The following is a 24,617-nucleotide window of genomic DNA, read 5'->3' as shown; positions in this document are numbered from 1 at the left end:
ATCAGGCTTGTATAGCTGAGCTATCCAGCCGCAAGTAAAGCTAGTATTCCTGTTAGTTTTTCGCTTTGATTATTCAATATCTGCGGGCTGGTCCATACTTTTTCGTATCCGGTGACAGACAGAGCGGAAGCTTCAGCTTTTTCCGCCCCGCACTAATAGAATATTCTATGTTAATTATTTGTTTATTTTTTTGACTCTACTACACTTGGTTTTTACGTCTAATTTCAGTTTTCAGCGGTGTTGGGTGTAAGCCTGTCGACACAAAGTGGAAAATCTTTTGGCAGTGTAAAAACTGCATGGAGTTTCACTGTATGGCGACAGAACAAGCTTTATTTAGAGTTAAAGCTGTGCAGGCGCAGCAACAGCGGCTCGAGGGGAAGGTCAGTGTTGTTCAGCCTGTCAGCAGCTCGGTTTTGTGCTTTTGCTTAATTTTGATTGTGTCTAGTCTGCTGTTGTTTTTACATCAGGCTAATTTTTCCCGTAAAGAGACGGTACAGGGATATCTAAAGCCTTCTACTGGTGTGGTCCGTATTCAGAGTCAACGTTCAGCCGTGCTTACCCAACTTTATGTGCAGGATGGAACTCAGGTTGAGGCTGGTCAAAAGTTGGCTTTATTGAGCAGTGATGAATTTCTGGCCGCAGGGCAGAGCTTGACGAGTCATTTGCAAAGTAGCCTGACACGTCAACTGGTATTAAACAGCCAAAAGCAGCAGGAACTGATTCAGAGTTTTGAGCAGCAAGACCAGCAACTTGCGGTGCAAATTAATAACGTCAAACAGCAATTATCAGATAATCAACGCCAGCAGAAGTTACTTACTGAGCGTATCGGCTTACAAGCCGAACGTTTGGCTTCTCAACAGAAGCTTGCGCTCAAAGGGCATTTACCCAGGCTGCAATTAGAGCAACAACAAGATCAACATCTGATGCTGCAGCAACAGCTAGCCGAGGTACAAACTTTAGCTCAATCTATTCGCCAACAACAAATCCAGTGGGAGCACCAGCGTCAGACTCTGCCTGTGGATCTCCAGCGCCAGTTGCAACAACTCAAAGTCGAACAACTGCAGTTTGAACAACAAAAGACCGAACTAATGGCCCGGGGGGAAGTGCTGTTAACGGCTCCGGTTTCAGGTCGGGTGACTAATTTGGTGGTAGCTCAGGGGCAGCAATTACAGGGTTCTCAGGTGCTGATGCAGCTATTACCTGAAGCTGGTGTTTTGTACGCTCAATTATTAGTTCCAACCCGTGCTTTTGGTTTTATCCAGCCTGGCCAGACAACCTGGCTCCGATTTGATGCCTTTCCTTATCAGCGTTTTGGTTTGTATCAGGGAGAAGTAAGTCAGCTGTCAAAAGCCGTGTTGATGGCACAAGACCCTGATAGCCCTGTACGTATTCAGGAACCTGTGTATCAAGTGCAAGTGCGCCTGAACCAACAGTTTATTGAGGCTTACGGTGAGCAACTGCCATTGCAGGCCGGTATGTTATTAAATGCAGATATCGTACTGGAACAGCGTTCAGTATTGAGTTGGTTGTTGGAACCATTGGTCAGCTTAAAAGGTCGTTTTCAGATTTAAATCATGCTGTGTACTTGCAGTGAGGCACAGAATGATGGCTCTGGCGATGTCAGAGTCTAATTAATGAAAGGAGCTCAAAAATGAAAGAGTTAACATGTGAACAAGTGAACGAAGTAAGTGGTGGCTTTAAACCCCCAACAGATATATGGCCCGGTATGTCTGCTAGATTGGCCCTGACTACATTTAAAGGTTGGGGGGCTGTTGGTGGAGCCTTTAGTGCTGGGTATATGATTGGTGAATTTCTGAATAGTAATACTCTTATTCAGAAGAAGATCGCCAGTTTGATTGACTCAATGTTCTTTTAGTTTTGGCTTGGAGGATGAAGACATTCATCTCCCTTTTAGAGAGGAGGAATTATGAAAAGCTTAAAGTCTAAAATGACTGAAAAAGAGGTCCTCGTCATCCTTTATAGCGCGGCATTTGCTATGTTTTTGCTTTCGATACATGCCATATCAACAAACGATATATGGGGATTTCTGTCCTCTCTAGGGACTTCACTGGTGTTAGCTCTAGGACCAAAAGACCCAGATTTTTATAGATCGCCGATTAAAAGATTGGATGATTTAAACAATATCTCGTATTCGACGGATGCTCTATCAGGTGCAATTACCAGTGTTGCTTTTATATTCATAGTTATTGGCTTGATAGGGAAATTATTTTTCTAACAGAACCTGACTTTATTCGGACCTTAACATGGAGAGATAAAGAGCTTTTTCATAGCTAGGGTGCTGTAAATATATATATTTTGGTTCTGAGAGTTCTCCATGGATAACTATATCGCATTGAGTCATTAGATTTGCAGAGCTTAAGCTGATACCTGTGTTCAAACTTGGACAAATCGTAGGCTTTTACATTGTTCTTTTTTACTCATGTACGAGGTAGTTAGAGACATACTTTCGGAATGAATCAGGCCATTAACACAACGCATTTATAAGTTTTTTATCAGTGGAACTGTTGTTATGCAAATCATCTATCAATCTGAAGCCGCAGAATGTGGTTTGGCTTGTCTGGCCATGGTGGCTGGTGCTTATGGTTATAAGACCGATATGGCTAGTTTGCGTCAGCGTTACCCACTCTCTCTCAAAGGTGCGACTTTGCAGCATCTGATGCAGTTGGCTGATCAGTTAGGGTTGGCTGCCCGCGCTTTACGATTGGAACCTGATGAACTGTCACAACTGAAACTGCCTTGTATTTTGCATTGGCAGATGAGTCATTTTGTGGTGCTGATCAAAGTGAAAGGTCAGGCTATCCAAATTCTTGATCCGGCTTTTGGTAAGAGAGATTTAAAGTCCTCTGATGTTGATCAATGCTTTACTGGTATTGCACTGGAGCTGACTCCCACAGCTGGGTTTGAAAAAACAGATCATCGGCAGACATTAAGTATTCGGCAGTTCTGGTCCTCTGCATCCGGATTATGGCCTGCTTTAATGCGGATCCTGTTCATGTCGGTTGTGCTGCAGTTTTTTCTGCTGGTCGCGCCTTATTACATGCAACTGGTTGTTGATGAAGTGTTAGTAAGCCGGGATTTGGATTTATTGTATGTGTTGGCGTTTGGTTTCGGCTTATTACTGTTCCTGCAAATACTGACCAATATACTACGCAGCTGGCTGGTACTGCATTTAGGTTCTGTACTGAATCTGCAACTGGCGACCAATCTGTTCCGGCACTTGTTGCATTTGCCGCTTGGCTTTTTTGAAAAGCGCCATATGGGCGATATAGTGTCGCGTTTTGGCTCATTACAGCAACTACGGGAATTACTGACCACTAGCCTGATAGAGGCTTTAATTGATGGCTTGATGGCATCTGCGGTATTGGTGTTACTTTTTGTGTATCAGCCTGTACTAGCTGCTGTGGTGCTAACGGCGGTGTTACTTTATGCCTTAATGAGATTAATTTTTTACGCACCACTAAAACAATGCACAGAGCAAAGTATTGTCGCTCAGGCGAAAGAACAATCTAGCTTTATGGAGAGTATTAGGGCCATTCAGTCGTTGCAGTTGTTTTCAAAACAAAGCCAACGTTTAAGCTTGTGGCAAAATCAGTATTCAACATCTGTAGATCAACACTTCAGGCTGGGCCGCTGGCAAATATCGCTGCAAGCAGTACATCAGCTGTTATTTGGTATTGAGCATATTATTGTGATTTATCTGGCGGCGTTGGCTGTGCTTGGTCATACATTTAGCGTTGGCATGTTGTTCGCTTTTGCCAGCTACAAAAGTCAGTTCACTCAAAGAGCCTCCGCTTTTATTGATCATTGGGTTGAGTTCAGGATGTTGGAGCTGCATTTACAACGTCTGGCCGATATTGCGCTTACTGAAACTGAAAAGTCAGGCGAAACCCAGCCGTACTTGTCGTTACAGGGCCATATTGAATTGCGTGATTTGAGTTTTCGTCAGTCGGAGCAGGAGCCCTGGTTGTTCAACCAGCTAAATTTTAAGCTATCACCCGGTGAAAGTATTGCTATCGTTGGTCCTTCAGGTATAGGCAAAACTAGTTTGCTAAAGTGATTCTTGGATTTATCAGTGCGCAGCAGGGCAAAGTGCTGGTGGATGGTATGGAGTTAACCAGCTTCGGCCTGCAACATTATCGTAGTCAAATTGCGGCTGTGATGCAGAATGATCAGCTGTTATCAGGTTCGATCATGGACAATATTAGCTTCTTTAGCCCAAAACCTGAGGTGCAGCATGTGATGCATTGTGCCGAACTTGCCGCTATTCATCAGGATATTGTGGCTATGCCCATGGGCTACAATACGCTGATTGGCGATATGGGCTCAGCTTTGTCTGGTGGCCAGCAACAGCGTTTGTTGTTGGCCAGAGCTTTGTATCACAAGCCCAGGGTTTTAGTGCTGGATGAAGCCACCAGTCACCTGGATGTGATGCTGGAGGCTCGTGTGAATCAGGCTATTCGTCAGTTGCAGATCAGTCGCATCATAGTGGCTCACAGGCCTGAGACTATTTTGACTGCAGATCGAATTTTATTACTACAGCAAGGCCAACTGACCGATATTACCCGAGAGTTTCAGCAGCTTCATCCTGCAACTGTGTCACTTCGTCGTGCAGACGTGACTTAGTTTTTCGGCCGCCAGAGTTCAAATCTGTTGAGCTAGTTTTGCCAGCAACTGCTCTGGTGTCATGTGCCGACGGTGCATGATGAAATCCTGACCCAGCGCCAAAAGTTGTCGCTGAGTCTGAATTTTAAAACTGCTATCCGGTAATTTTTTCAACTCCTCAGCCTGTGCCCAGCCCAGGGTCCGGCGGATCAACTCGCAGCCAACATAACCTAAAGTGTCCTGCCATAACTGCTGTAAGAAATGTTGTTGATACATGGCATTCTGAAAACTCTGATCCTTGGTTTCCTTTTGCATCAAAGCGTTGAATACAGTCGAGAACTCCTGCCAAAATAAGTGAATTTGACTGGAGAAATATTGCTGAGCCTGAGTTTTTTTGGCGGTGCTTTGCACCATGAAATTCAAAATAAGGCTGGCAATAAAAGTACCAGTGTCAAAGCCAGCTGGACCGTAACAGCCAAATTCTGCACCTATCACTTTATATTCTTCATGGCTAATTAGCAGGTTACCGCAATGCAAATCTCCATGCAGTAAGACTTGAGGTTTAGTCAGATAGTCTGCTTTTAACTGAGCTACTTCGGCCTGCAGTGCCTCATTCAGCCATAGCTCCCGCAATTCTGGCAGTTGTGCTACGCTCAGGCTGTTGCGTTCATGGTTGCAGTAGGGATCGGTAAAGACCAGATCTTCGGTTACCAAACAAAGTTCCGGGTTGTTAAACTGCAGTTGTCGTGCTTTTTTTACCGGACCAGTCAGCACAAAGTCGCTGCTGTAAAAACTGGTTTTTGCCAGATAACGGCCCAGATGTAGCCCAATATGTTCGGGTTGTTGCCCGCTATGAAAAACGTTACGAAGCACAGCGCAGTCGGATAAATCTTCTAACAATAAAGCTGCAAGCTCCTGATCATAATAGAAAACTTCTACCAGATACTCAGGGCAAATTTTGGCATGATGTTTTAAAACATCAGCTTCAATTTGAGCCCTGTGTAAGCTGACCGGCCAATGTTGGGTTAACCCTGAGTGTTCGGGTAGGGCTTGTTTGACGATAAGGCTGGTGCCTCTGTTGTTTTTAACCCGGAACACTTGATTCAGACCTGTGGTGTCCAGTTGTTCTGCACTCAACTGGCTGTGATCGCCAAATAAATCGCTATGCTTGTCGGCGAAAACTGCGGCGTCTTTTGGAGTGAAAGCGTGGTAAGACATCAGGGTAGATCCATCAGCTAAAAGGCCATCATCGCAAACCCTTTTGGGCTGCACAATGGCCTTTTTATTCTGAGCACCCCTTTGGTTCTAAGGTTGGGCTTCGCTAAAACGCAATAATGCTGCAGTACGCGCTTTATAAAAGGCTAAACCAGAGTCATTCAGACTGTAGTTGTCCACACCTTGTAGGGTGGTCAAAAACTGCTGCTCGACCGAAGCGTTCAGACAGGCTTTTTCTGTCGTAGCCATAGGTTTAAAGGTCAGTCGCAGCCCTTCTGTTTCATAAGCTCCGGTGAACTGATTACAGCCAGCGAAGCCGCTGACCCTGCCATCTTCACCAAACTGCAGATAAGGTGTCATATCCGGTTCTGTCGCTGCGACCCTTTGTCCCATGATTTCCGTTAGTTTCCAGCGCACGCCTGTCAGAGTCGGTTCTGTTTTATTTTGTTTCTTCAGCTTATAGTTTTCGGCCAAGTCACCACTGATAACCTGACCTTGTATATCCAACTGGAACAACTGATTCTCACCTACTTTATACAAAGCTGGACCATCTTTCTGGTTGAGCAAACGAATCACAGAGCCATTGGCATCCCACTCAAACTGACCTTGTTGTTTAAAGGCTGTAGCATCTTTGCCAAGATATATGGTGCTGAGCTGATAACTTTGGTCCATATTTAAGGTTAACGAAGTTTCAATGCCTTCACAGTCGGCGCAAGGCACTACACCTTTGTATTCTCCAGCCCAATCCAAAGAGTTAGCGCTGTTGCTTTTATCTGGTGCAGCTGCAGTGTCTGTCTGTGCTGTTGGGCTCTGAGTCAAAGGTTGAGTTGGCACCGAGGTCTCTGTTGGTGCAGGTCCACAAGCCACCAAAACAAGGCAGGCGCTCAGGCTGAGTATCACTGGTTTTATCATAAACTTTCTCCATCTGTCCGTCGTGCAGGGCAATGTATTGTGCCGTAGTTTAAAAACTGTCTGCTTTACCAAAACTGAATTGACTGGAAAAACGCTATGCCAACCTGTATTCACCACCGCTGGTCACAGCTCAGTGGAGCCTGTCACAGCGCTGGGTACACTGGTAATCAGTTATCTTGTCCCTGAATAGAGTAGAACAGAGTGATGAACTTAACCCGAAGCAGTATAAAAAATCCGGCCGCTGTGGTGGTGGTCAGTCTGATTATGGTGTTATTTGGTCTGCTTGCCGTAGCTAAGTTACCAGTCCAGCTTTTACCTTCAATAGAACAACCGCAAATTTTTATTCAAAATGGCTGGCGGGCCGCTGCTCCTGAAGAAATGGAATCTACCATTATTGAGCCCCAGGAGGCTGCACTGCGCACTGTGCCTGGTGTCACCGAAAGCAGCAGCTTTATTGGTGCTGGTTTTGGTTTTATCACCCTGACTTTTGACGTAGGTCAGGATATGCAGCAAGCCATGCTGAATGTCATTAATGCGCTAAATCAGGCACCTCCGAGGCCACGAGAAGCAGCCGAACCTGTAGTTTCACTTAACAGTGGCGCCGGACCTGTCGCCAGTTTGTTGATCCGCAAGCTTGATGAAAATGCGGACGCAGATTTTACCGCCTTACAACCGGTGATTGATGATGTGGTCTATCCAAGATTAAAAGCTATAGCAGGAGTGTCCCAAGTCGATTTAGCCAGCCGCCGTGCTAAAGAATTACATATAGTCTTTGACCCCTATCGTCTGGCTGCTCTGGGCTTGTCGGTCGATCAACTGAGTGCACGGATAGGTCGTGCCAGTAACGTTTCTGGTGGTTTTGCTGAAGTAGGTCGTCGCGAGTACACAGTACGCTTTGTTGGGCAGTATGATCCGGCGCAGTACGAGCAAATAGTGGTGGCCTATCAGAATGACAGGCCTGTGTATTTGCATGAAGTGGCCGAAGTAAAAATTGATTATGCTGAACAGGCTGGTTTTACCAAACGTAACGGTTATCCGGCCTTTTATATTACTTTGCAGCGCGCTGCAGGTTCGAACACTGTCGAAATTTTGGATGCGCTGAATAAGGAAATAGCTGACTTAAATCAAAACGAGTTGCAAAACAAAGGCATTGAAATAGTGCTGAGTTTTGACGCTTCAGTCCATATCAAAAGAGCTATAGAGCTGGTCAACGGCAATCTGATGTTGGGTATCGCCTTAGCTCTGGGTATTTTGTATCTGTTTTTACGTGGTTGGCAGGCCACTCTGCTGATTGGTTTAACCATTCCTGTTTCGTTAATGATGTCCATTATGGTACTGGATTTGTTTGGCCGCTCTTTGAATGTGGTGTCCCTGGCCGGACTGGCTTTTGCGGTCGGTATGGTGTTGGACGCCGCCATCATAGTGCAAGAAAACATAGTACGCTTATTGCAGCAGGGTTTAGCGCTGGAGCAGGCGGTGAAAAAAGGCACAGCTCAGGTCAGTAGTGCGCTTTGGGCCTCCACGGCAACTACAATAGCTATTTTTGTTCCGGTGTTGTTTATGCAGGGCGTCGAAGGGCAGCTGTTTTATGATTTAGCTCTGACCTTGGCTGTGGCTGTAACGGCCTCTTTATTGGTGGCTTTAACAGTCTTACCTGTTGCTTCTTTGTATTGGTTAAAACCTCAAGCCGGTCAGGACACAGTGCTGCTGTTTTGGCAAAGACTGGCAACCCGCATGAGCTATCTGACCCTGAGCCGGAAAAAGGCTTTGGTATGGGTTGGTTTGTTTGTGCCTGGTGCTGTGCTGCTTATTGGGTTGTTATTACCCAAGGCTGATTTTTTGCCTCAGGCCTCTATTGATACTGTGTTTTCAGGCTTCTCATTACCACCGGGCGCTAATATGCAGGTTCTGGAGCAGGAGATTGGTGATCTGTTGGTCAGCCGCTTACGGCCTTATTATCAGGAGAAAAAATACCCGGCGATTAAGGGCTATAACCTGTCGATCAACAGAGGTTTTAACGTACTTTTTGTCTATGCCGAAGACCCTGACAGCATAGAGGATATGATCAAATTATTGCGGGAAGAAATTCTGGTTGGTTTGCCTGATACCAATACTTTTAGCGTGCAAGGCTCGTTATTTAACTTTGGTTTTGGCAGTGGCCGTGAATTGAACTTAGACTTTCAAGGCCCGGATGTACCACAACTGATGCAGCAGGCCGCTGACGCTATGCCAAAAATCGAGCAATTACTGCCTGGAGCCACAGTACGACCTGTACCTGATTTAGCCCTTGCTCAGCCAGAACTGCGCTTACTGCCGGATGAAAACCGCATAGCGCAAAGTGGGGTAGACCGTTTCACCGTTGCCAATATGGTGCGTGCTGTTACCGACGGTATTTATATCGGCGAGTACTTTGATGGTAATGAACGGATGGACATTATCCTTAAAGGCCAGGGCTGGCAAACTCCGGAGCAACTGACGGCAACACCTTTGTACACACCTGGCTCAGGTAGCCAGACTTTAGGCCAGCTAAGTGAGCTGAATTACACTACAGGTCCCACGTCATTGCAGAGGGTCAATGGTTTGCGGACTATCAGTTTACAAATCACCCCACCTGCCACTATGCCACTGGATGAAGCCATGCAAATTTTACAGCGTGAGCTGATGACCCCGTTGCGTGATGACATGCCGGAACAAATTTCAGTGCAGTTTCGCGGCAATGCCGACCGTTTATCGCATGCAATGACGGAGATGGGGAAAAACTTTGCGGTGGCTGTATTTATCCTATTCCTGTTGATGGCTGCATTATTTCGTTCTTCCAGGGACAGTGTACTGGTGGTTCTGACCATGCCTATGGCTATTTTGGGTGGTGTGGTGGCGCTGCGACTACTCAATCTGGTGACTTTTCAGTCGCTTGATCTGTTGACCATGATAGGTTTTGTGATTTTGCTGGGGCTGGTGGTCAATAATGCCATTTTGTTAGTTGACCAGTGCCGGCAAAGCCAGCGTCAGGGGCTGACTCTGGATCAAGCCTTATATCAGGCCATTCTGACCCGCTCCAGACCTATTTTTATGAGCACCTTAACCAGTATTTTTGGCATGTTGCCACTGGTGCTGGTGCCTGGTGTAGGTTCGGAAATATACCGGGGTTTGGCGGCTGTGATTGTCGGCGGTATGACCTTTAGCATGCTGTTTAGTCTGATCCTGATTCCGGCCTTATTACGTTTGACTTCTGCAGTCCAGCAAAGCGACCGGGCTGCCATTCCTATGGAGATCTCTGATGCAACTTTATAAATGGGTTCTGACCACGGCTTTATTTTGTTCTCCTTACCTGGTCGCGCAGACTCCGCCGGAAAAAGTGGTGAGTGTGGCGCAGGTGCAGCAGCAGGTGATGTTGCCACATACTATGGTGACAGCTCAGGTGCAAAGCCGGTATCAGGCGGATGTGACAGCCGGGGTAGAAGGTCGTTTATTGTGGTTGGCTGAACCTGGTACGCAAATTCAACAAAATGACGTGATAGCCCGCCTGGACACTACACCTTTGCAACTGCGCGTTGATGAGATGAACGCCCGCATCAGCAGAGCTGATATTCAGTGGAAGAGATTGCAAAAAGATGCTGCCCGTTTGCTGGAGCTGAGTAAAAACAATAGTGTAGCTCTGACTCAACTGGATCAGATCAGTGCTGAGCGCGACAGCGCCGAAGCTGAACTGAAATTATTGCGTGCTCAACTGGCGCAGCTACAGGATCAAATTGACCGCAGCTCAGTCAAAGCTCCTTTTGCCGGTGTGGTGGCGCAGCGTTTTCATCAGTATGGTGAAGACATCAGCAGGACAGACGCGCTGGTGCGGCTGGTGAATTTAAGCGACTTGGAAGTAGTGGTATTCGCGCCGCTGAAATATGCCGCTTTTTTACAGAAAAATCAGCTACTTCAAGTGTTTCATAGCGGCGGCGAAAGTCAGTTGCCAGTGCGCAATCTGATCCCGGTCTCTGATATGCGCTCGCAAACTTTTGAAGCCCGCATCAAAGTACCAGAGCAACTGCTGGCAAACTTTCAGGTCGGACAGTTAGTCTCTGTCGCTGTACCTACAGCTATAGCTCGTCAGCAGTTGTTAGTGCCGCGTGATGCTGTGGTAGTCAAAAGTGAGGGGCAGTTTGTGTTTGTGGTTGATAACGAGCAAAAGGCTCAACAAAAAGCCGTACAGTTGGGCCAGGGCATGGGCAAACTCATCGCTGTGGATGCAGAGTTGTCAGCGGGTGAGCAAATCGTGATCCGGGGCGGCGACACCTTAACTCAAGGCGATAAAGTTAAGGTACTGACCGATAAAGAGTTTCCGGTAAAAACTTAAGGTGTTTTAGCTGGCGTTTTGTCTTGCCAGGCAGCTGTGCCCCAAAGTGGCACGCTGGTCAGCGAATGTTTATAGCTGCCGGTGCTTTCTTTGGTGGAATACGACAAATACAACAAGGTTTGGCTGCTACTGTCCAGAATACGGCGGATTTTTAAGTGCTTAAACAATACACTTTTTGAGGTGCTGAAAATCACTTCACCATTTTTGGACAGATCAATGCCCTGCAACATGGCAGCGGTGATTTCTCCGGTCTGACGGCAGGCAATGGACATGTCCGATGGGTCAGCAAAGTCCAGATTGGCTTCGACATGGCTGATATGACAAGTCACACCAGGGATTTTCGGATCGTTAAAGGTCTGAATTTTAATGTCTTTGGTGGTGAATAAACCTAAGCTGACATCCGCTACTTCTTTGTCAGAACAAGCCGCAAGACCGAGAGCGGTAACAATCAAAAGCCATTTTTTCATTGTTCATCATCCTTATTAACCTTGATAACAAAACGGAGCTTGATAGCTCCGTTTTGGTGTTTTGTTTTAGTGCCCGGCGTGGCCATCTAAACCATGCACATGGCCGTGCGCCAGCTCTTCGTCTGTGGCGTCGCGAACTAAAACCACTTCGACATCAAAAGTAAGGTCAATGCCTGACAGTGGGTGATTACCGTCGACCACCACTTCGTCTTCTGTCACGTCTAATACAATGACAGACTGCTCACGGCCGTCCGGGCCTGCAGCGCGAAAACGCATGCCAACCTGTACATCCATGCCTTCGAATAAATTACGTGGTACCGCCTGAGTTAATTCATCATGACGATCACCGTAGGCTTCTGCCGCTGGTACTTCAGCTTTGAATTTATCGCCTACAGTTTTACCTAATAAAGCCTGTTCCAAACCATGAATTAAGGCACCAGTACCAAAAATAAATACCAGCGGTTCGCCGCCAGCTGAACTGTCTAATTCGTTGCCTGCTTTGTCAGCCACAGTGTAATGAATGGCGACTACTTTTTCTGCTTGTATGCTCATGCAAACCTCAGTTACGCAAGTGAATAGGGCAAAGGTGATATCGCTAAAACCGATGCATCCGGAGTTGCTAATCGCAGAGGATCAGCTGGGTTTATATCGTTTGGTAACACCGCCAACACCCAAAGTTGCCCCTGAATATTCACCGCATTAATGACCTGGCCAACCCGACGCCAGTTTTCCGACCATTGTACTTCAATATCTGTACCGCTGGCCGGAGTTTCCTCTGTTTGACTATTGAGGATATAAGCTGCTCTTTTATTTTTACCCAGATATTTCATTCGGGCCACAGTTTCCTGGCCTATGTAACAACCTTTGGTAAAACTAATGGCGTCGATACTTTGTAAATTCAGCATCTGTGGCACGTATTCGCCAATTACAGCTTGTTCTAAATAGGAGAATCCTTGTTGAATATGCTGAGCTAACCACAAGGTTGGCGCCGCCAGATAAGCCGATTGTTCCGCCAATAATTGTCTGGCATGAGCAAAATCCAGTATTAACAGGTAATGCTCATCAGCCAAACGCAACAATTTCCCGCCCGCTACAGAGCTTAACTGGCCGGCAGCGGCAGGCTGTGTGTAACCCAATTTCTCCAGTAAAGCTGCTGTACCTGTGCCACTGATACCTAAAATAGCTAACGTGTCATGGCCAGCCTCAAAGCTGACTTTAGAAAATACACCAAATTTTTTCAATTGAGTGGCTGAGGCCTGCAGTTCGTCGCGAAAACCTATGTACCATAAGCTTTCGCCTTCAGCACATAAATGAAACTGGGCCCACATTTTGCCTTTGGCATCACAATGAGCACCACGCAGAAAATTGTCGCTGGTCAGTGTGTTCAGATCTGCGGTCACCTGACCCTGCAGATATTTACGGTTATCTGGCCCTGAAATAATCAGACTTTCAAAGCCCGGCAACGGACTGATAAAGGCGTCTTGCACTAAGGTAGTTAAGGATGCGAGTTGGTCGGCACTGATCCAGGATGCTTGCATAAGGGTAAGTCTCTTAAAATACTATAGTGATCATTGGGGAATCTGGCCAAAAGCTCAACCCCTATATGGTTTTTTTGTTAGAATCCGGTCAATACCAAAGCTGTAAGCGCGGTTGCGTCTTCAAGAACGAGAGGTAAATATGAAAGAACTCATGGGTAAACCCCGCCTGCGCTGGGCCTGTCGTCGTGGCATGTTAGAGCTTGATGTGCTATTAGCCCCCTTTGTTGAAGAAGGATATGACGCGTTAACCGATGCACAAAAACATACTTTTGAAACTCTGTTAGCTTGCGATGATCCGGATTTATTTGCCTGGTTTATGGGGCATGGTAAATCTGCAGATCCAGAGTTGCAGGAGATGGTGACTATCATTGTTAACAGAGTACGGGTATAACCTAAGCTTTGTGCCATCCCGTATGCGCCGGATTGTCTATCTGGCGCAAAGTCTGTTTATTTTGCTTATTTTTCTGCTGCAACCTTTTTATGCTTTGTGGTGGCTGGTGCTATGGCCCTGGTTGTTCTTTTGTTTTTATCAACTGCTGCGGCAATGGCAACAACCCGTCAAAGCGCGACTGCTGTTTTTAAGCGAAAAGGGCGAGCTGAAATGGTGGCAGGATGAACTGCCGGCAGGGCAGTTGTTGCCGGAGTCTTTAGTGTCTCAGTTAGGAATTTGGTTGCGCTGGCAGGATATATATCAACGACCACAGCAGTTGTGGGTATATAGAGATAATTTATCGGAAGAGCATTTTCGCAGTCTGGCCCGGGTTTGTCAGAGCGTTAAATGGCAGCAACAAGCCGGTTCAGCGAACCGGCGTTAAGATAGTAGGAGTGGGTTTGGCTAACTGCTCCGGATAATCCAGATTGTAATGCAGACCCCGGCTTTCTTTGCGCTGCATGGCGCTGCGAATAATCAGTTCAGCCACCATAGTTAAATTACGCAGCTCCAACAGATTATTACTCACTCGGAAGTTACGATAATAATCCTGAATCTCACGCTGTAATAATTCAACTCTGTGCAACGCCCGCTCTAAACGCTTTTCAGTACGGACTATACCGACATAATCCCACATAAAAAGCCGTAGTTCATGCCAGTTGTGAGTAATCACTACCTCTTCATCTGAGTCAGTGACGCGGCTTTCATCCCAGCAAGGCAGTTCAGTGACTAAGCGGGTAGACTCCAGTTGCTGTTTAATGTGTCGTGCTGCAGACTGAGCAAAGACGATACATTCCAGCAAGGAATTGCTGGCCATGCGGTTAGCGCCATGTAAGCCTGTGTAGGCTACTTCACCTACCGCATACAGGTTATCAATATCGGTTTGACCATTCAGATTCGTCATGACACCACCGCAGGTGTAATGCGCTGCCGGCACCACAGGAATAGGCTGTTTGGTGATGTCGATGCCGACACTTAAACATTTCGCGTAAATAGTCGGGAAGTGCTCAATGATAAAGTCTTTCGGTTTGTGACTGATATCCAGATAGACACAGTGTGCACCAAGCTTTTTCATTTCATAGTCAATGGCGCGGGCCACAATATCGCGTGGCGCTAATTCAGCTCTTTCATCAAAATCAGGCATAAAACGACTGCCGTCAGGCCGCTTTAAATAGGCACCTTCACCACGCATGGCTTCTGTGATCAGATAATTTTGCGCTTCAGGATGGTACAAACTGGTTGGATGGAACTGATTAAATTCCATATTGGCTACGCTACAACCTGCGCGCCATGCCATCGCTATGCCATCACCACTAGCCACATCAGGATTACTGGTATACAGATAGACTTTGCTGGCTCCGCCTGTCGCCAAAGCGACACATTTAGCGCCTATGACTTCGACACATTCTTCATCACGGTTCCAGACGTAAGCACCGTGGCATTTTTGCCCTGCTAATCCGAGCTTGCTTGAGGTAATTAAATCAATAGCGTTGTAGTTTTCCAGCAACTGAATATTCGGGTGGCCTTTGACTTGTTCCACTAAGGTGATTTGCACAGCGCGGCCAGTGGCATCCGCAGCGTGTAAAATGCGTCTGTGGCTGTGGCCACCTTCACGGGTCAGATGATATTTCAGCACGCCGTCTTCGTCTTTGTACTGATCAAAAGGCACACCTTGGGCTATTAACCATTCCATCGCATCTTTGGCATGCTCGGCGGTAAATTGCACTGCTGCTGCTTCGCACAAGCCTGCGCCTGCTATTAAAGTGTCGTCGACATGGGAGGCGATACTGTCGTTTTCATCGAAAACAGCAGCGATACCACCCTGAGCATACAAAGTAGAACCCTCACGTAAGGGGCCTTTACTCAGCACTATCACTTTGGCGTTGTCAGCCAGATGCAAAGCCAGCGATAAACCTGCAGCACCGCTGCCAATAATTAATACGTCACAAAGATGTTTTTTTTGTTGTTGCATGGGATACACTTATTCAGTCAAAAACACATAAATGTCTGTAATTTGGGTCTTTATACGCTACTTTTCGGCAACTGGCCGTTTGATTTGCGGCAAATTGTAACTTTTTTTACTTATTTGCAGAACTATTCATATAGCTTCCAGTCATAAGGGTACGCTTGACGAGCGCCAGTTGCAAAAAGAAAGTAGTATTTAGCATTAGGGGAAAGGCTCGGATGAGCGAGCAAGAATTGGATTGGCAGATTGTCCAGCGGGTACAACAAGGGGATAAAGCAGCCTTTAATCTGTTGGTAAAAAAATACCAACATAGAATTGCGAACTTAATCTCACGTTATGTCTCTAACCATGGCGATGTGGCAGACGTAGCTCAGGAAGCCTTTATTAAAGCTTACCGTGCTATTCCTGGCTTTCGTGGGGAGAGTGCATTTTACACCTGGTTGTATCGGATAGCTGTGAACAGCGCTAAAAATTACCTGGTAGCGACAGGACGCAAACCACCATCTACAGATGTAGATGCTGATGATGCCGAGTTTTATGACGGCAGCGATGCGTTAAAAGAGCAGGATTCTCCGGAAAAGCTTTTGTTATCTGAAGAGATCCGGCATGTAGTGTTCGATACCATCGAAAAGTTGCCTGACGAATTGCGCACAGCTATAACTCTGCGTGAATTGGATGGTTTAAGTTACGAAGAGATTGCGGAAGTGATGGGTTGTCCTATAGGGACAGTCAGAAGTCGGATTTTCCGTGCACGTGAAGCTATTGATGCGCAGTTAAAGCCGCTCATTAGTTGAACCTCTACTAAACAGGAATCGGTATGTTGTCAGAAAAATCAGATTGGCTCTCGGCTGCTAGCGATAACGAAGCGATTAGTCCGGAACAATTAGACCGTTTACTGCAAGACGCTGAATTACAGCAAAGCTTCGCGCGTTATCATTTGATTGGTGCTGCTATTCGTAATGAATTGCCGGCTCAACTGGATATGCAGTTTGCAGATAACTTTGCCAGCCTGTTGGATCAGGAACCTGCTTATCAGTTAGAAAGCAGCCCTGCAGTACAGAGACAAGATACGCCAGTGTCGTTCTGGAAAAAACTGGGTGAAGCGGCCAATACCGGTTGGTTCAAAACTGGTTTGCAGGGTACGGTTGCGGCCAGCGTTGCATTAATTGCAGTGTTAGGTGTACAACAGTTTCAGGGCACAACTCAGGATGCAGATCTGAACTCACCTCTTCCTGTGTTACAAACGCAGCCAGTGGCAGGTTTTGCAACTCCTGTTAGCCTGAGCCAGACCTCAGTTGATTCCCGTTTTGAACAGGAACAGCGTCAGGCCATGTTAGAACAACAAAAACGTTTGCAGCAACTGCTGCAGGCACATCGTCAGCAAATCCGGGTGATGGACACTGCACAGCAGAAAGCTCCGCAAACCCCTGCTGAGAAACCAGTTCAAGAGCAATAAATATGAGTTGGAAAGGCTTAAGTAGTGCCTTGATCATCTTGTTTTACTCCAACCTGAGCTTCGCTGAAGTCTCGGGTTGGGAATGGTTTGAGCGTAGTCAAAGCTCAGTTCGCCAATTTAACTTCGAAGCTTCCTTTGTGGTGATTAAACCTAACCAGGTAGATAGCTATCGGTGGGTCCATGGCGTACAAAATGAGGCCGAAATAGAACAATTAATGCCGCTGGAACAAAGTGGTGTTGAAATACTGCGTCGCAATCAGATGGTGTATTACATTGCCCCTGAGAAAACGCCGTTAGCAACGAATAGCGGTACAATTAAAGAGTTACCAGCCTTGTTGTACCGTGATATTGAGTCTATTAAAGCGCTGTATGACGCAGTGCCAGGTGGTGCCACTCAGTTATCTGGTCGTTCAGCCCAACTGCTGCGTTTAACTCCGCTACAAAACGGCAGACCTGGTTATTGGTTGTGGCTGGACAGTGAAACGGGGTTTCCGTTAAAAATAGATACCCTGACTGTACAGAATGAAGTATTAGAGCGTTGGGTGGTGACCCATATTCTGCCACACTCCGCTTTGCCTGAAACTTTAAGTATCGCGGCTAAAGCTGAATTGCCTGCTATAGCCGAACCTATGCCTGTTGCCGCTTTGCCTGAAAGTCCTCTGGAATTGTCCTGGTTACCTGAAGGGTATCAACAAGTTGCAGTGACCGCTGCTATGGTGCCAAATCAAGTGCTGGAGCAATGGCTGTTGTCTGACGGTTTGCATCAGGTGTCTGTGTTTGTGCAGCCCAGTGCCAGCTTGCCAGCTCAGGCTTTCCGGGATGGCGCTACAACCATCTTTGTGATGCCTAAAAATCAATTTGACGTCACAGTGATAGGTCCCGTATCTATTGAAAATGCACGGCAAATTGCTGAGTCGGTGCGCTAAATGCTGGAAGAAATTGCTACAGTGATGAAAAGCCAGAGCGATGGTGTCTGGCTAAAAACTCAAAGTGTCAGCAGCTGTAACTCCTGTCAGGCCAACAATGACTGCGGTACAGGAGTTGTAGCTAAAGCCTTAACTCCACGTGAAAACCTGTTTTTTGTCAAAAGCCAGTTGCAGTTATTAGAAGGGCAAAAAGTTAAAATTGCCGTCAGCGAACAGCATCTGTTGTCTGCTGCCGCTTTGTTGTATTTGCTGCCATTATTTTGTCTTATTGCAGTGGCCGCTTTGCTTAGTCGGTTGCAACTGGCCGAAACGGCCGTAGTGCTGGGCTCTTTAACCGCTTTGCTGGCTGGTTTTGTCGTTGCGCGTTTTTTCACTGGACCAGCGACCGCGCAAGAGCAAATAGAAATCCTCGCCATATTGCCGGAGCTTGCTGTGCAACATGTCCGGATCACAGATTAAAGCTGCGCTGAAATTCGCTGTAACATCTGAACACATAGCAACCAATGCAGAGATCGAGTACAATTCGCGGCAAATTTATCTGAATCAACTTTGGTGTTCGCCCGGTTTGTGACCATAAGGGTCAGACAGGGGCCACCTGATAGCAGCTTTAGCGGAAAAAATGCCAAAAATTACTCATATTCGTAACTTTTCAGTCATAGCCCACATCGACCATGGCAAATCTACCTTGTCGGATCGTCTGATCCAACACTGTGGTGGCTTAAGCGATCGTGAAATGCAGGCGCAGGTTTTAGATTCAATGGATCTGGAACGTGAACGTGGCATCACTATTAAAGCGCAAAGCGTGACTTTGCATTACAAAGCTAAAGATGGCGAAACTTATCAGCTGAACTTTATCGATACACCAGGTCACGTCGACTTTACTTACGAAGTCAGCCGCTCTTTAGCGGCCTGTGAAGGTGCTTTATTAGTGGTTGATGCCGGTCAGGGCGTAGAAGCTCAGACAGTAGCCAACTGCTACACAGCGCTGGAAATGAACCTCGAAGTATTACCAATTCTGAATAAAATCGACTTACCGCAAGCCGATCCAGACCGCGTTGCTGAAGAAATTGAAGACATTATCGGCATTGAAGCTGTGGGTGCAGTGCAATGTTCTGCCAAAACAGGTTTAGGTATTGAAGATGTATTGGAAACTATAGTCGCTAATATTCCTTGCCCTGAGGGTGATGTAGATGCTCCTACTCAGGCCTTAATTATCGACTCCTGGTTCGACCCTTATCAGGGCGTCGTGTCACTGGTTCGTGTAAAACACGGCAAAATCCAGCTGAAAGACAAAATCAAAGTGATGTCGACCGGCATGGTGTATGAAGTCGACAAAGTAGGTGTATTTACGCCTAAAGCCAACAACACAGGTATTTTAAGTACAGGTGAAGTAGGTTTTGTCATCTGTGGTATCAAAGAAATCAAAGGTGCGCCTGTTGGCGATACTTTAACTTTAGCCAAAAATCCTGCTTCTGAGCCATTACCTGGTTTTAAGCGCATTAAACCTCAGGTGTATGCCGGCGTATTCCCTGTGTCTTCCGACGACTACGAAGATTTCCGTGATGCTTTGGAAAAACTTAGTTTAAACGACTCTTCACTATTTTATGAACCAGAAAGCTCCAGTGCTTTAGGTTTTGGTTTCCGTATTGGTTTCCTGGGCATGCTGCATATGGAAATTATTCAGGAACGTTTAGAGCGTGAATACGATTTAGATTTAATCACCACAGCGCCTACCGTAGTGTACGAAGTCATCACCAAAAACGGTGAAACCGTGATGGTGGATAACCCAAGTGCATTGCCGCCTGTAGGTAACATCGACGAAATTCGTGAGCCTATAGTCGAAGCTCATATTCTGGTGCCACAGGAATACTTAGGTAACGTGATTAACCTTTGTATCGAAAAACGTGGTGTGCAAGTCAACATGACCTACCATGGTCGTCAGGTTGCAGTGGTGTATGAACTGCCAATGGCTGAAGTGGTGATGGATTTCTTCGACCGCTTAAAGTCAACCAGCCGTGGTTATGCTTCGCTGGATTATGCCTTTAAACGTTTCCAGGCGTCCGAGATGTCACGGGTTGATATTCTGATCAACGGTGAGCGGGTCGATGCTTTGGCGATCATCAGTCATAAAGACTTTGCCCAAAGCCGTGGCCGTGAACTGGCTGAAAAACTCAAAGATCTGATCCCTCGTCAGATGTTCGATATTGCGATTCAGGCTGCCATTGGTGCACACGTCATTGCTCGTACTACGGTCAAGCAGTTGCGTAAAAACGTATTGGCCAAGTGTTATGGCGGCGATATCAGCCGGAAGAAAAAGCTGTTACAGAAACAGAAAGACGGTAAAAAGCGTATGAAGCAGGTAGGTAATGTGGAAGTTCCGCAGGAAGCCTTCCTTGCTATTCTTAAAGTCGGTAAATAATAACAAGGGTAGTTATGGCAGGTTATTTTGCAATTTTCCTCGTAGTATTGACCTTGGCCAGTGGTTTAATCTGGCTGATCGATGTACTGGTATTTGCGCCTAAGCGTAAAGTTAAAGTTGCGACCGCTCAGGCTGCTGCAGCCGGCGGCCTGCCGTTAAATGTGGTAGAAGAACTGGGAAAGCCGTCTTATCTGGCAGAAACAGCCAAAGAAATTTTCCCGCTCATTCTGGCTATTACTATTATCCGTTCGTTTTTGTACGAGCCGTTCCAGATCCCATCAGGCTCGATGATGCCTACCTTGTTGGTCGGTGATTTTATTCTGGTGGAAAAGTTTTCATACGATGTGAAAGATCCGGTCTGGCGTAAGCCGCTGATCACGACTGGCCGCCCAGAGCGCGGCGACGTGATCGTATTTAAATACCCGGAGCAGCCAACAGTCGACTTTATTAAACGTACTGTAGGTTTGCCGGGCGACCGTATCGTCTACAAGAACAAACAGTTGTTTATTCAGCCTGCTTGTACCGCAGCGGATAAAAGTACCTGCCCTGGTTTAGAAGCTGTGCCTTTAACTTTGCAAGCCGAAGGCGAGTTTATGGATGGCGAATTGCCAACCAAGCGTTATTCAGAGCAATTTGGCGAGCACAAACACGACATACTGCAGCATCCGTTTAAGTCGGAAAACCTGATGCAGTACTACAAGCAACCAGGTACAGCTATTGAAGAGTTTATTGTCCCGGAAGGCCATTATTTTGCCTTGGGTGACAACCGCGATAATAGCCGTGACAGCCGTTTCTGGGGTTTTGTACCTGAAGAAAATCTGGTCGGTAAAGCGGTGTTTATCTGGATGAGTTTTGAATTTAGTGACGATCCGAACAACTGGTTACCTTCCTGGGTACCTGTCGGTGTGCGTTTTGAACGTTTAGGCAAAATTAATTAATGCAAAAACCTGTCAGCGGCCTGATGAAAAAGCTGGGTTACCAGTTTCAGCAGGTCGCTTTACTCGAACAAGCCCTGACTCACCGCAGTTGCAAAGGTGAGCACAATGAGCGGCTGGAATTTTTAGGTGACGCCCTGCTCAGCATGGTGATTGCCGAAGCACTATACAAGCATTTCCCGAAAGCCCGCGAAGGCGATTTAACCCGCATGCGTTCTTCTTTGGTCAAAGGCATTACTCTGGCAGAAATAGCCAAAGAGCTGGAGCTGGCTGAATACCTGCGGCTTGGCCCTGGTGAGATGAAAAGTGGTGGCCTGCGCCGTGAATCTATTCAGGCTGACGCCGTAGAGGCTATTTTAGGTGCTATCTTTTTAGATTCTGGTATTGATGCTTGCAAAGAGCGGATTTTAAGCTGGTTTGGCAGCCGTCTAACTGGCATTCAACCCGGTGTGCAAAAAGACAGTAAAACCCAGCTGCAGGAATACCTGCAAGGTCGGCGTTTAGCTTTGCCTTTGTACGAAGTCATTGATACCCAGGGTGAAGACCATGATCAGGTGTTTACCGTGCGTTGTACTGTGCAGGGCAGAGCCCCTGTGATCGCGTCTGGCAATTCCAGACGTAAAGCTGAACAGGATTCAGCACGAATGTTGTTGGAACAGATAAAAAATGACCACTGAGACTTTTGCCGGACTGGTTGCCATAGTTGGCCGTCCAAATGTGGGTAAATCCACTTTATTAAATCAGCTGGTTGGTCAGAAGGTCAGTATTACTTCGCGTAAACCCCAGACTACCCGTCACCGTATCGTTGGCATAGACACTCAGGATAATTACCAGACGGTGTATGTTGATACTCCTGGCCTGCATATCGAAGAAAAACGTGCCATTAACCGCCTGATGAACAAAGCTGCAGCCAGCACCATACTGGATGTAGAGCTGATTATTTTTGTCGTCGAAGGTACCCGTTGGACAGACGACGATCAAATGGTATTAAATCGTTTGATCGCAGCGAAAAAACCAGTGTTGCTGGTGGTGAATAAAGTCGATTTATACAAAGACAAAGAAGAGTTATTGCCGCATTTACAGTGGCTGAGCAGTCAGCTTGACTTTATGCAAATAGTGCCTTTATCTGCAGAAAAAGGTACTAATGTGCAGGAGCTGCGGGCCTTAGTGCAAAAGCAGTTACCTCCTTGTGAGTTTTTCTTCCCGGAAGAATATGTCACGGACCGCAGCAGCCGTTTTATGGCGTCTGAAATAGTGCGGGAAAAGCTGATGCGTTTTCTCGGTGACGAATTGCCTTATGCGGTGACAGTTGAAATTGAGCGCTTTAAATGGGAAGAAAAACATTACCACATCGCCGCTTTAGTTTTGGTTGAACGCGATACTCAAAAGCAGATGGTGATAGGGAAAAAAGGCGAACGTATTAAAACTATTGCCACTGAAGCCCGTAAAGATATGGAAACCTTATTTGAACAGCCGGTATTTTTGCAGGTCTGGGTCAAAGTGAAATCTGGCTGGGCTGATGATGAGCGTGCTTTACGTAGCTTAGGTTACGGCGAAGACTAGATGGACAATCGCAGCTGGCCAGCTTTTATTCTGCACAGCCGCGCTTTTAAGGAACAGCAGTTGTTAGTGCAACTGCTGCTGCCTGAACTGGGTCGGGTCAGCGCCGTCATACGCAAATCTGCCAGTAAAAAACAACAACGTCTATCCTTGCAACCTTTTCAGCTATTACAGCTGGAACTGGTGGGCCGTTCTGATTTAAAAACCGTAAGTAAAGCGGAAGAAGCAGGTCCAGCTTTTCTGCTACAAGGCGAAAAGCTGTTTGGCGCCATGTATTTAAACGAGCTGATTTGCCGGTTATGGCCACAAAGCGTCGGTTCAGATGCGTTATTTGAGTTGTATCTGCAGACTTTGCAGCAATTGCTCACTGATGATTTGGAACCCTGTTTACGTCAGTTTGAATTTTCCTTACTGACTGAGTTAGGCCAGCCGGTAGATTGGGATTACGATTCTGCAGGTGAGGCTTTACAGGACGGCGCTTTGTATCAGTGGTGGCCCGAGCAAGGCTGGCAAATTGCAGGCAAAGGCTGGAAAGGTGAAACTCTGAAAGCCATAGGTCAGCAGCACTGGCAGCAGGACAACGTATTAAAAACCGCCAAGCAGTTGAGCCGTTTATGGTTAGCGCCTTTGCTTGGCAGCAAACCTTTGAGCAGCAGAGCATTATTTCAATCGATCAGGAATTAGTTATGAGCCCCATTTATTTAGGTATCAATATCGATCACGTTGCCACTTTACGTCAGGCTCGTGGCACTTATTACCCTGAACCTGTGCATGCGGCTTTATTGGCGGAGCAGTTTGGTGCTGACGGTATTACGGTGCATTTACGTGAAGATCGCCGTCATATTCAGGACCGCGATTTATTTGTGTTGCGTCAAACCATAGCCACCCGTTTAAATTTCGAAATGGCTGTGACTGATGAAATGTTAGGCATAGCCGCACAACTGAAACCTGAATTCTGCTGTTTAGTACCGGAAAAACGCCAGGAACTGACCACAGAAGGTGGTTTGGAAGTGGCAGGTCAGTTCGATAAAATTCAGGATGCTGTGCTTCGCCTGCAACAAGACAATATTTTAGTGTCCTTGTTTATCGACGCCGATGAAAAACAAATAGCTGCAGCTGCTAAAGCGGGTGCACCTTATATTGAAATTCATACAGGCCAGTACGCTGAAGCGACGGATCCGAAAAAGCAAAAAGCAGAACTGCAGCGGATCACTGAAGCTGCCGCTTATGCCGCTTCGTTGGGCTTAACAGTCAACGCCGGGCATGGTCTGCATTACCATAACGTGCAGCCTATAGCTGCAATTGAACAAATGTACGAGCTGAATATTGGTCATGCGATAGTGGCCCGCGCTATCTTCTCTGGTTTAGGCCCGGCAGTGGCTGAAATGAAGCGCCTGATGGTCGAGGCGCGCCGTTAATGGCCATTGTTGGTTTAGGTACCGACATTATTGAAATAGCGCGTATCGAGCACAGTCTGGCGCGCTCACCCCGTTTAGTGCAACGGGTATTGACTGAATCTGAGCAGCAGATTCTGGCTGCTCATGGTCAGCCAGCCCGATATTTCGCCAAACGTTTTGCTGCGAAAGAAGCGGCAGCGAAAGCCTTGGGTACCGGCATAGGCCGGGGTATTTCCTTTCAACATTTTATTGTCAGCAACGACCCTTCAGGTCGCCCGCAACTTGAGCTGACAGGTCCGGCTAAAGAACTGGCTGATTCCATGCAAGTGCGTTCAGTCTGGCTGTCTATCAGTGACGAACAAGCCTACGCCTGTGCTACCGTGATCCTTGAATCCTAATCTTTGCGGGCGGGGATAAACCCACGGCCC

General features: G+C 46.8%; 24 protein-coding genes and 1 pseudogene. 19 read left to right on the top strand and 6 right to left on the bottom strand.

Annotated elements, in window-relative coordinates; genetic code table 11:
- The first annotated feature begins 311 nt into the window (after positions 1-311).
- The 4 genes and pseudogenes from WH43_RS04225 to WH43_RS04210 all read left to right on the top strand — a co-directional run bounded on the left by WH43_RS04225 (position 312) and on the right by WH43_RS04210 (position 4,644).
- Positions 312-1,571 carry a beta-barrel domain-containing protein gene (locus WH43_RS04225; protein WP_286049455.1) on the top strand — a complete coding sequence of 420 codons (1,260 nt, stop codon included), beginning with the start codon at positions 312-314 and terminating at the stop codon, positions 1,569-1,571.
- 80 nt (positions 1,572-1,651) lie between these two features.
- Positions 1,652-1,876: a hypothetical protein gene (locus WH43_RS04220; protein ID WP_053423398.1), complete on the top strand. Its 225-nt coding sequence runs from the start codon at positions 1,652-1,654 to the stop codon at positions 1,874-1,876.
- A 51-nt stretch (positions 1,877-1,927) separates the two neighbouring features.
- Positions 1,928-2,236: a hypothetical protein gene (locus tag WH43_RS04215; RefSeq protein ID WP_053423397.1), complete on the top strand. Its 309-nt coding sequence runs from the start codon at positions 1,928-1,930 to the stop codon at positions 2,234-2,236.
- Between the two features lie 294 nt (positions 2,237-2,530).
- A pseudogene (locus WH43_RS04210) lies at positions 2,531-4,644 on the top strand (peptidase domain-containing ABC transporter).
- 18 nt (positions 4,645-4,662) lie between these two features.
- Here the strand turns inward: WH43_RS04210 and mtnK are convergent.
- On the bottom strand, positions 4,663-5,841 hold the full coding sequence (gene mtnK / locus WH43_RS04205) for an S-methyl-5-thioribose kinase (protein ID WP_286049452.1): 1,179 nt from the start codon (positions 5,839-5,841) through the stop codon (positions 4,663-4,665).
- A gap of 87 nt (positions 5,842-5,928) precedes the next feature.
- Entirely contained in the window at positions 5,929-6,750 is an 822-nt protein-coding gene (locus WH43_RS04200) for a copper resistance protein NlpE N-terminal domain-containing protein (protein WP_053423396.1), read from the bottom strand.
- A 204-nt stretch (positions 6,751-6,954) separates the two neighbouring features.
- Here WH43_RS04200 and WH43_RS04195 point away from each other — a divergent pair, with 204 nt between their 5' ends.
- Together WH43_RS04195 and WH43_RS04190 are read left to right on the top strand one after the other, a co-directional pair.
- Positions 6,955-10,041 carry an efflux RND transporter permease subunit gene (locus WH43_RS04195; RefSeq protein ID WP_053423395.1) on the top strand — a complete coding sequence of 1,029 codons (3,087 nt, stop codon included), beginning with the start codon at positions 6,955-6,957 and terminating at the stop codon, positions 10,039-10,041.
- Entirely contained in the window at positions 10,028-11,095 is a 1,068-nt protein-coding gene (locus tag WH43_RS04190; RefSeq protein ID WP_053423394.1) for an efflux RND transporter periplasmic adaptor subunit, read from the top strand. Before WH43_RS04195 ends, WH43_RS04190 begins: the two co-directional genes overlap by 14 nt.
- Here WH43_RS04190 and WH43_RS04185 read toward each other — a convergent pair.
- From WH43_RS04185 to ygfZ, 3 genes are all read right to left on the bottom strand, one after another.
- Positions 11,092-11,562 (bottom strand): CreA family protein, encoded by a 471-nt coding sequence (locus WH43_RS04185; protein WP_053423393.1) that lies wholly within the window; start codon positions 11,560-11,562, stop codon positions 11,092-11,094. The two genes, WH43_RS04190 and WH43_RS04185, sit on opposite strands and share 4 nt — an antisense overlap.
- Positions 11,563-11,628: 66 nt before the next feature.
- Positions 11,629-12,114 (bottom strand): FKBP-type peptidyl-prolyl cis-trans isomerase, encoded by a 486-nt coding sequence (locus tag WH43_RS04180; protein WP_053423392.1) that lies wholly within the window; start codon positions 12,112-12,114, stop codon positions 11,629-11,631.
- Between the two features lie 11 nt (positions 12,115-12,125).
- Complete coding sequence (gene ygfZ / locus WH43_RS04175; protein ID WP_053423391.1) at positions 12,126-13,100, bottom strand: tRNA-modifying protein YgfZ; 975 nt, start codon at positions 13,098-13,100, stop codon at positions 12,126-12,128.
- Positions 13,101-13,239: 139 nt separating this feature from the next.
- On the opposite strand from ygfZ, the gene WH43_RS04170 reads away from it, so the two are divergent.
- Entirely contained in the window at positions 13,240-13,491 is a 252-nt protein-coding gene (locus tag WH43_RS04170; RefSeq protein WP_053423390.1) for an FAD assembly factor SdhE, read from the top strand.
- Positions 13,469-13,915, top strand: coding sequence for a protein YgfX (locus WH43_RS04165; protein WP_147904993.1), 447 nt, complete (start codon positions 13,469-13,471; stop codon positions 13,913-13,915). The genes WH43_RS04170 and WH43_RS04165 overlap by 23 nt, the downstream gene beginning before the upstream one ends.
- Here WH43_RS04165 and nadB read toward each other — a convergent pair.
- On the bottom strand, positions 13,898-15,502 hold the full coding sequence (gene nadB / locus WH43_RS04160; RefSeq protein ID WP_053423388.1) for an L-aspartate oxidase: 1,605 nt from the start codon (positions 15,500-15,502) through the stop codon (positions 13,898-13,900). The genes WH43_RS04165 and nadB overlap by 18 nt on opposite strands.
- A 212-nt stretch (positions 15,503-15,714) precedes the next feature.
- Between nadB and rpoE the strand changes: the two genes are divergently transcribed.
- The 11 genes from rpoE (at position 15,715) to acpS (ending at position 24,587) form a co-directional block, all read left to right on the top strand.
- Positions 15,715-16,290, top strand: a complete 576-nt coding sequence (rpoE, locus tag WH43_RS04155) for an RNA polymerase sigma factor RpoE (RefSeq protein ID WP_053423387.1) — start codon at positions 15,715-15,717, stop codon at positions 16,288-16,290.
- A 23-nt stretch (positions 16,291-16,313) separates the two neighbouring features.
- Positions 16,314-16,952 carry a sigma-E factor negative regulatory protein gene (locus WH43_RS04150; protein WP_053423386.1) on the top strand — a complete coding sequence of 213 codons (639 nt, stop codon included), beginning with the start codon at positions 16,314-16,316 and terminating at the stop codon, positions 16,950-16,952.
- A gap of 2 nt (positions 16,953-16,954) precedes the next feature.
- Positions 16,955-17,878 carry a MucB/RseB C-terminal domain-containing protein gene (locus WH43_RS04145; RefSeq protein WP_053423385.1) on the top strand — a complete coding sequence of 308 codons (924 nt, stop codon included), beginning with the start codon at positions 16,955-16,957 and terminating at the stop codon, positions 17,876-17,878.
- The gene (locus WH43_RS04140; protein ID WP_053423384.1) at positions 17,879-18,337 is read left to right on the top strand and encodes a SoxR reducing system RseC family protein; all 459 of its coding nucleotides are present in this window, start codon (positions 17,879-17,881) and stop codon (positions 18,335-18,337) included. It abuts the gene before it with no gap.
- A gap of 160 nt (positions 18,338-18,497) precedes the next feature.
- The gene (gene lepA, locus WH43_RS04135; RefSeq protein WP_053423383.1) at positions 18,498-20,297 is read left to right on the top strand and encodes a translation elongation factor 4; all 1,800 of its coding nucleotides are present in this window, start codon (positions 18,498-18,500) and stop codon (positions 20,295-20,297) included.
- A 14-nt stretch (positions 20,298-20,311) separates the two neighbouring features.
- Positions 20,312-21,235 (top strand): signal peptidase I, encoded by a 924-nt coding sequence (lepB, locus tag WH43_RS04130; protein WP_053423382.1) that lies wholly within the window; start codon positions 20,312-20,314, stop codon positions 21,233-21,235.
- The gene (gene rnc / locus WH43_RS04125; RefSeq protein ID WP_053423381.1) at positions 21,235-21,909 is read left to right on the top strand and encodes a ribonuclease III; all 675 of its coding nucleotides are present in this window, start codon (positions 21,235-21,237) and stop codon (positions 21,907-21,909) included. The genes lepB and rnc overlap by 1 nt, the downstream gene beginning before the upstream one ends.
- Positions 21,899-22,795 carry a GTPase Era gene (gene era / locus WH43_RS04120; protein WP_053423380.1) on the top strand — a complete coding sequence of 299 codons (897 nt, stop codon included), beginning with the start codon at positions 21,899-21,901 and terminating at the stop codon, positions 22,793-22,795. The genes rnc and era overlap by 11 nt, the downstream gene beginning before the upstream one ends.
- Complete coding sequence (gene recO, locus WH43_RS04115) at positions 22,796-23,476, top strand: DNA repair protein RecO (protein WP_053423379.1); 681 nt, start codon at positions 22,796-22,798, stop codon at positions 23,474-23,476. It begins immediately after the preceding gene.
- Between the two features lie 2 nt (positions 23,477-23,478).
- Positions 23,479-24,210 carry a pyridoxine 5'-phosphate synthase gene (gene pdxJ, locus WH43_RS04110; protein WP_053423378.1) on the top strand — a complete coding sequence of 244 codons (732 nt, stop codon included), beginning with the start codon at positions 23,479-23,481 and terminating at the stop codon, positions 24,208-24,210.
- The gene (acpS, locus tag WH43_RS04105) at positions 24,210-24,587 is read left to right on the top strand and encodes a holo-ACP synthase (protein ID WP_053423377.1); all 378 of its coding nucleotides are present in this window, start codon (positions 24,210-24,212) and stop codon (positions 24,585-24,587) included. The genes pdxJ and acpS overlap by 1 nt, the downstream gene beginning before the upstream one ends.
- Positions 24,588-24,617 lie beyond the last annotated feature (30 nt).

It is taken from the genome of Rheinheimera sp. KL1 (genome assembly GCF_001275035.1).
Taxonomy (GTDB): Bacteria; Pseudomonadota; Gammaproteobacteria; order Enterobacterales; family Alteromonadaceae; genus Pararheinheimera; species Pararheinheimera tangshanensis.
Note: the sequence above shows the minus strand (reverse complement) of the source record. Positions and strands in the feature narration are given on the sequence as shown.

Bases quoted from the DNA above. Each gene is read 5' to 3' on its own strand.
- WH43_RS04225 (WP_286049455.1), top strand. From the start codon at position 312: ATGGCGACAGAACAAGCTTTATTTAGAGTTAAAGCTGTGCAGGCGCAG.
- WH43_RS04220 (WP_053423398.1), top strand. From the start codon at position 1,652: ATGAAAGAGTTAACATGTGAACAAGTGAACGAAGTAAGTGGTGGCTTT.
- WH43_RS04215 (WP_053423397.1), top strand. From the start codon at position 1,928: ATGAAAAGCTTAAAGTCTAAAATGACTGAAAAAGAGGTCCTCGTCATC.
- mtnK (WP_286049452.1), bottom strand. From the start codon at position 5,841: ATGTCTTACCACGCTTTCACTCCAAAAGACGCCGCAGTTTTCGCCGAC.
- WH43_RS04200 (WP_053423396.1), bottom strand. From the start codon at position 6,750: ATGATAAAACCAGTGATACTCAGCCTGAGCGCCTGCCTTGTTTTGGTG.
- WH43_RS04195 (WP_053423395.1), top strand. From the start codon at position 6,955: ATGAACTTAACCCGAAGCAGTATAAAAAATCCGGCCGCTGTGGTGGTG.
- WH43_RS04190 (WP_053423394.1), top strand. From the start codon at position 10,028: ATGCAACTTTATAAATGGGTTCTGACCACGGCTTTATTTTGTTCTCCT.
- WH43_RS04185 (WP_053423393.1), bottom strand. From the start codon at position 11,562: ATGAAAAAATGGCTTTTGATTGTTACCGCTCTCGGTCTTGCGGCTTGT.
- WH43_RS04180 (WP_053423392.1), bottom strand. From the start codon at position 12,114: ATGAGCATACAAGCAGAAAAAGTAGTCGCCATTCATTACACTGTGGCT.
- ygfZ (WP_053423391.1), bottom strand. From the start codon at position 13,100: ATGCAAGCATCCTGGATCAGTGCCGACCAACTCGCATCCTTAACTACC.
- WH43_RS04170 (WP_053423390.1), top strand. From the start codon at position 13,240: ATGAAAGAACTCATGGGTAAACCCCGCCTGCGCTGGGCCTGTCGTCGT.
- nadB (WP_053423388.1), bottom strand. From the start codon at position 15,502: ATGCAACAACAAAAAAAACATCTTTGTGACGTATTAATTATTGGCAGC.
- rpoE (WP_053423387.1), top strand. From the start codon at position 15,715: ATGAGCGAGCAAGAATTGGATTGGCAGATTGTCCAGCGGGTACAACAA.
- WH43_RS04150 (WP_053423386.1), top strand. From the start codon at position 16,314: ATGTTGTCAGAAAAATCAGATTGGCTCTCGGCTGCTAGCGATAACGAA.
- WH43_RS04145 (WP_053423385.1), top strand. From the start codon at position 16,955: ATGAGTTGGAAAGGCTTAAGTAGTGCCTTGATCATCTTGTTTTACTCC.
- WH43_RS04140 (WP_053423384.1), top strand. From the start codon at position 17,879: ATGCTGGAAGAAATTGCTACAGTGATGAAAAGCCAGAGCGATGGTGTC.
- lepA (WP_053423383.1), top strand. From the start codon at position 18,498: ATGCCAAAAATTACTCATATTCGTAACTTTTCAGTCATAGCCCACATC.
- lepB (WP_053423382.1), top strand. From the start codon at position 20,312: ATGGCAGGTTATTTTGCAATTTTCCTCGTAGTATTGACCTTGGCCAGT.
- rnc (WP_053423381.1), top strand. From the start codon at position 21,235: ATGCAAAAACCTGTCAGCGGCCTGATGAAAAAGCTGGGTTACCAGTTT.
- era (WP_053423380.1), top strand. From the start codon at position 21,899: ATGACCACTGAGACTTTTGCCGGACTGGTTGCCATAGTTGGCCGTCCA.
- recO (WP_053423379.1), top strand. From the start codon at position 22,796: ATGGACAATCGCAGCTGGCCAGCTTTTATTCTGCACAGCCGCGCTTTT.
- pdxJ (WP_053423378.1), top strand. From the start codon at position 23,479: ATGAGCCCCATTTATTTAGGTATCAATATCGATCACGTTGCCACTTTA.
- acpS (WP_053423377.1), top strand. From the start codon at position 24,210: ATGGCCATTGTTGGTTTAGGTACCGACATTATTGAAATAGCGCGTATC.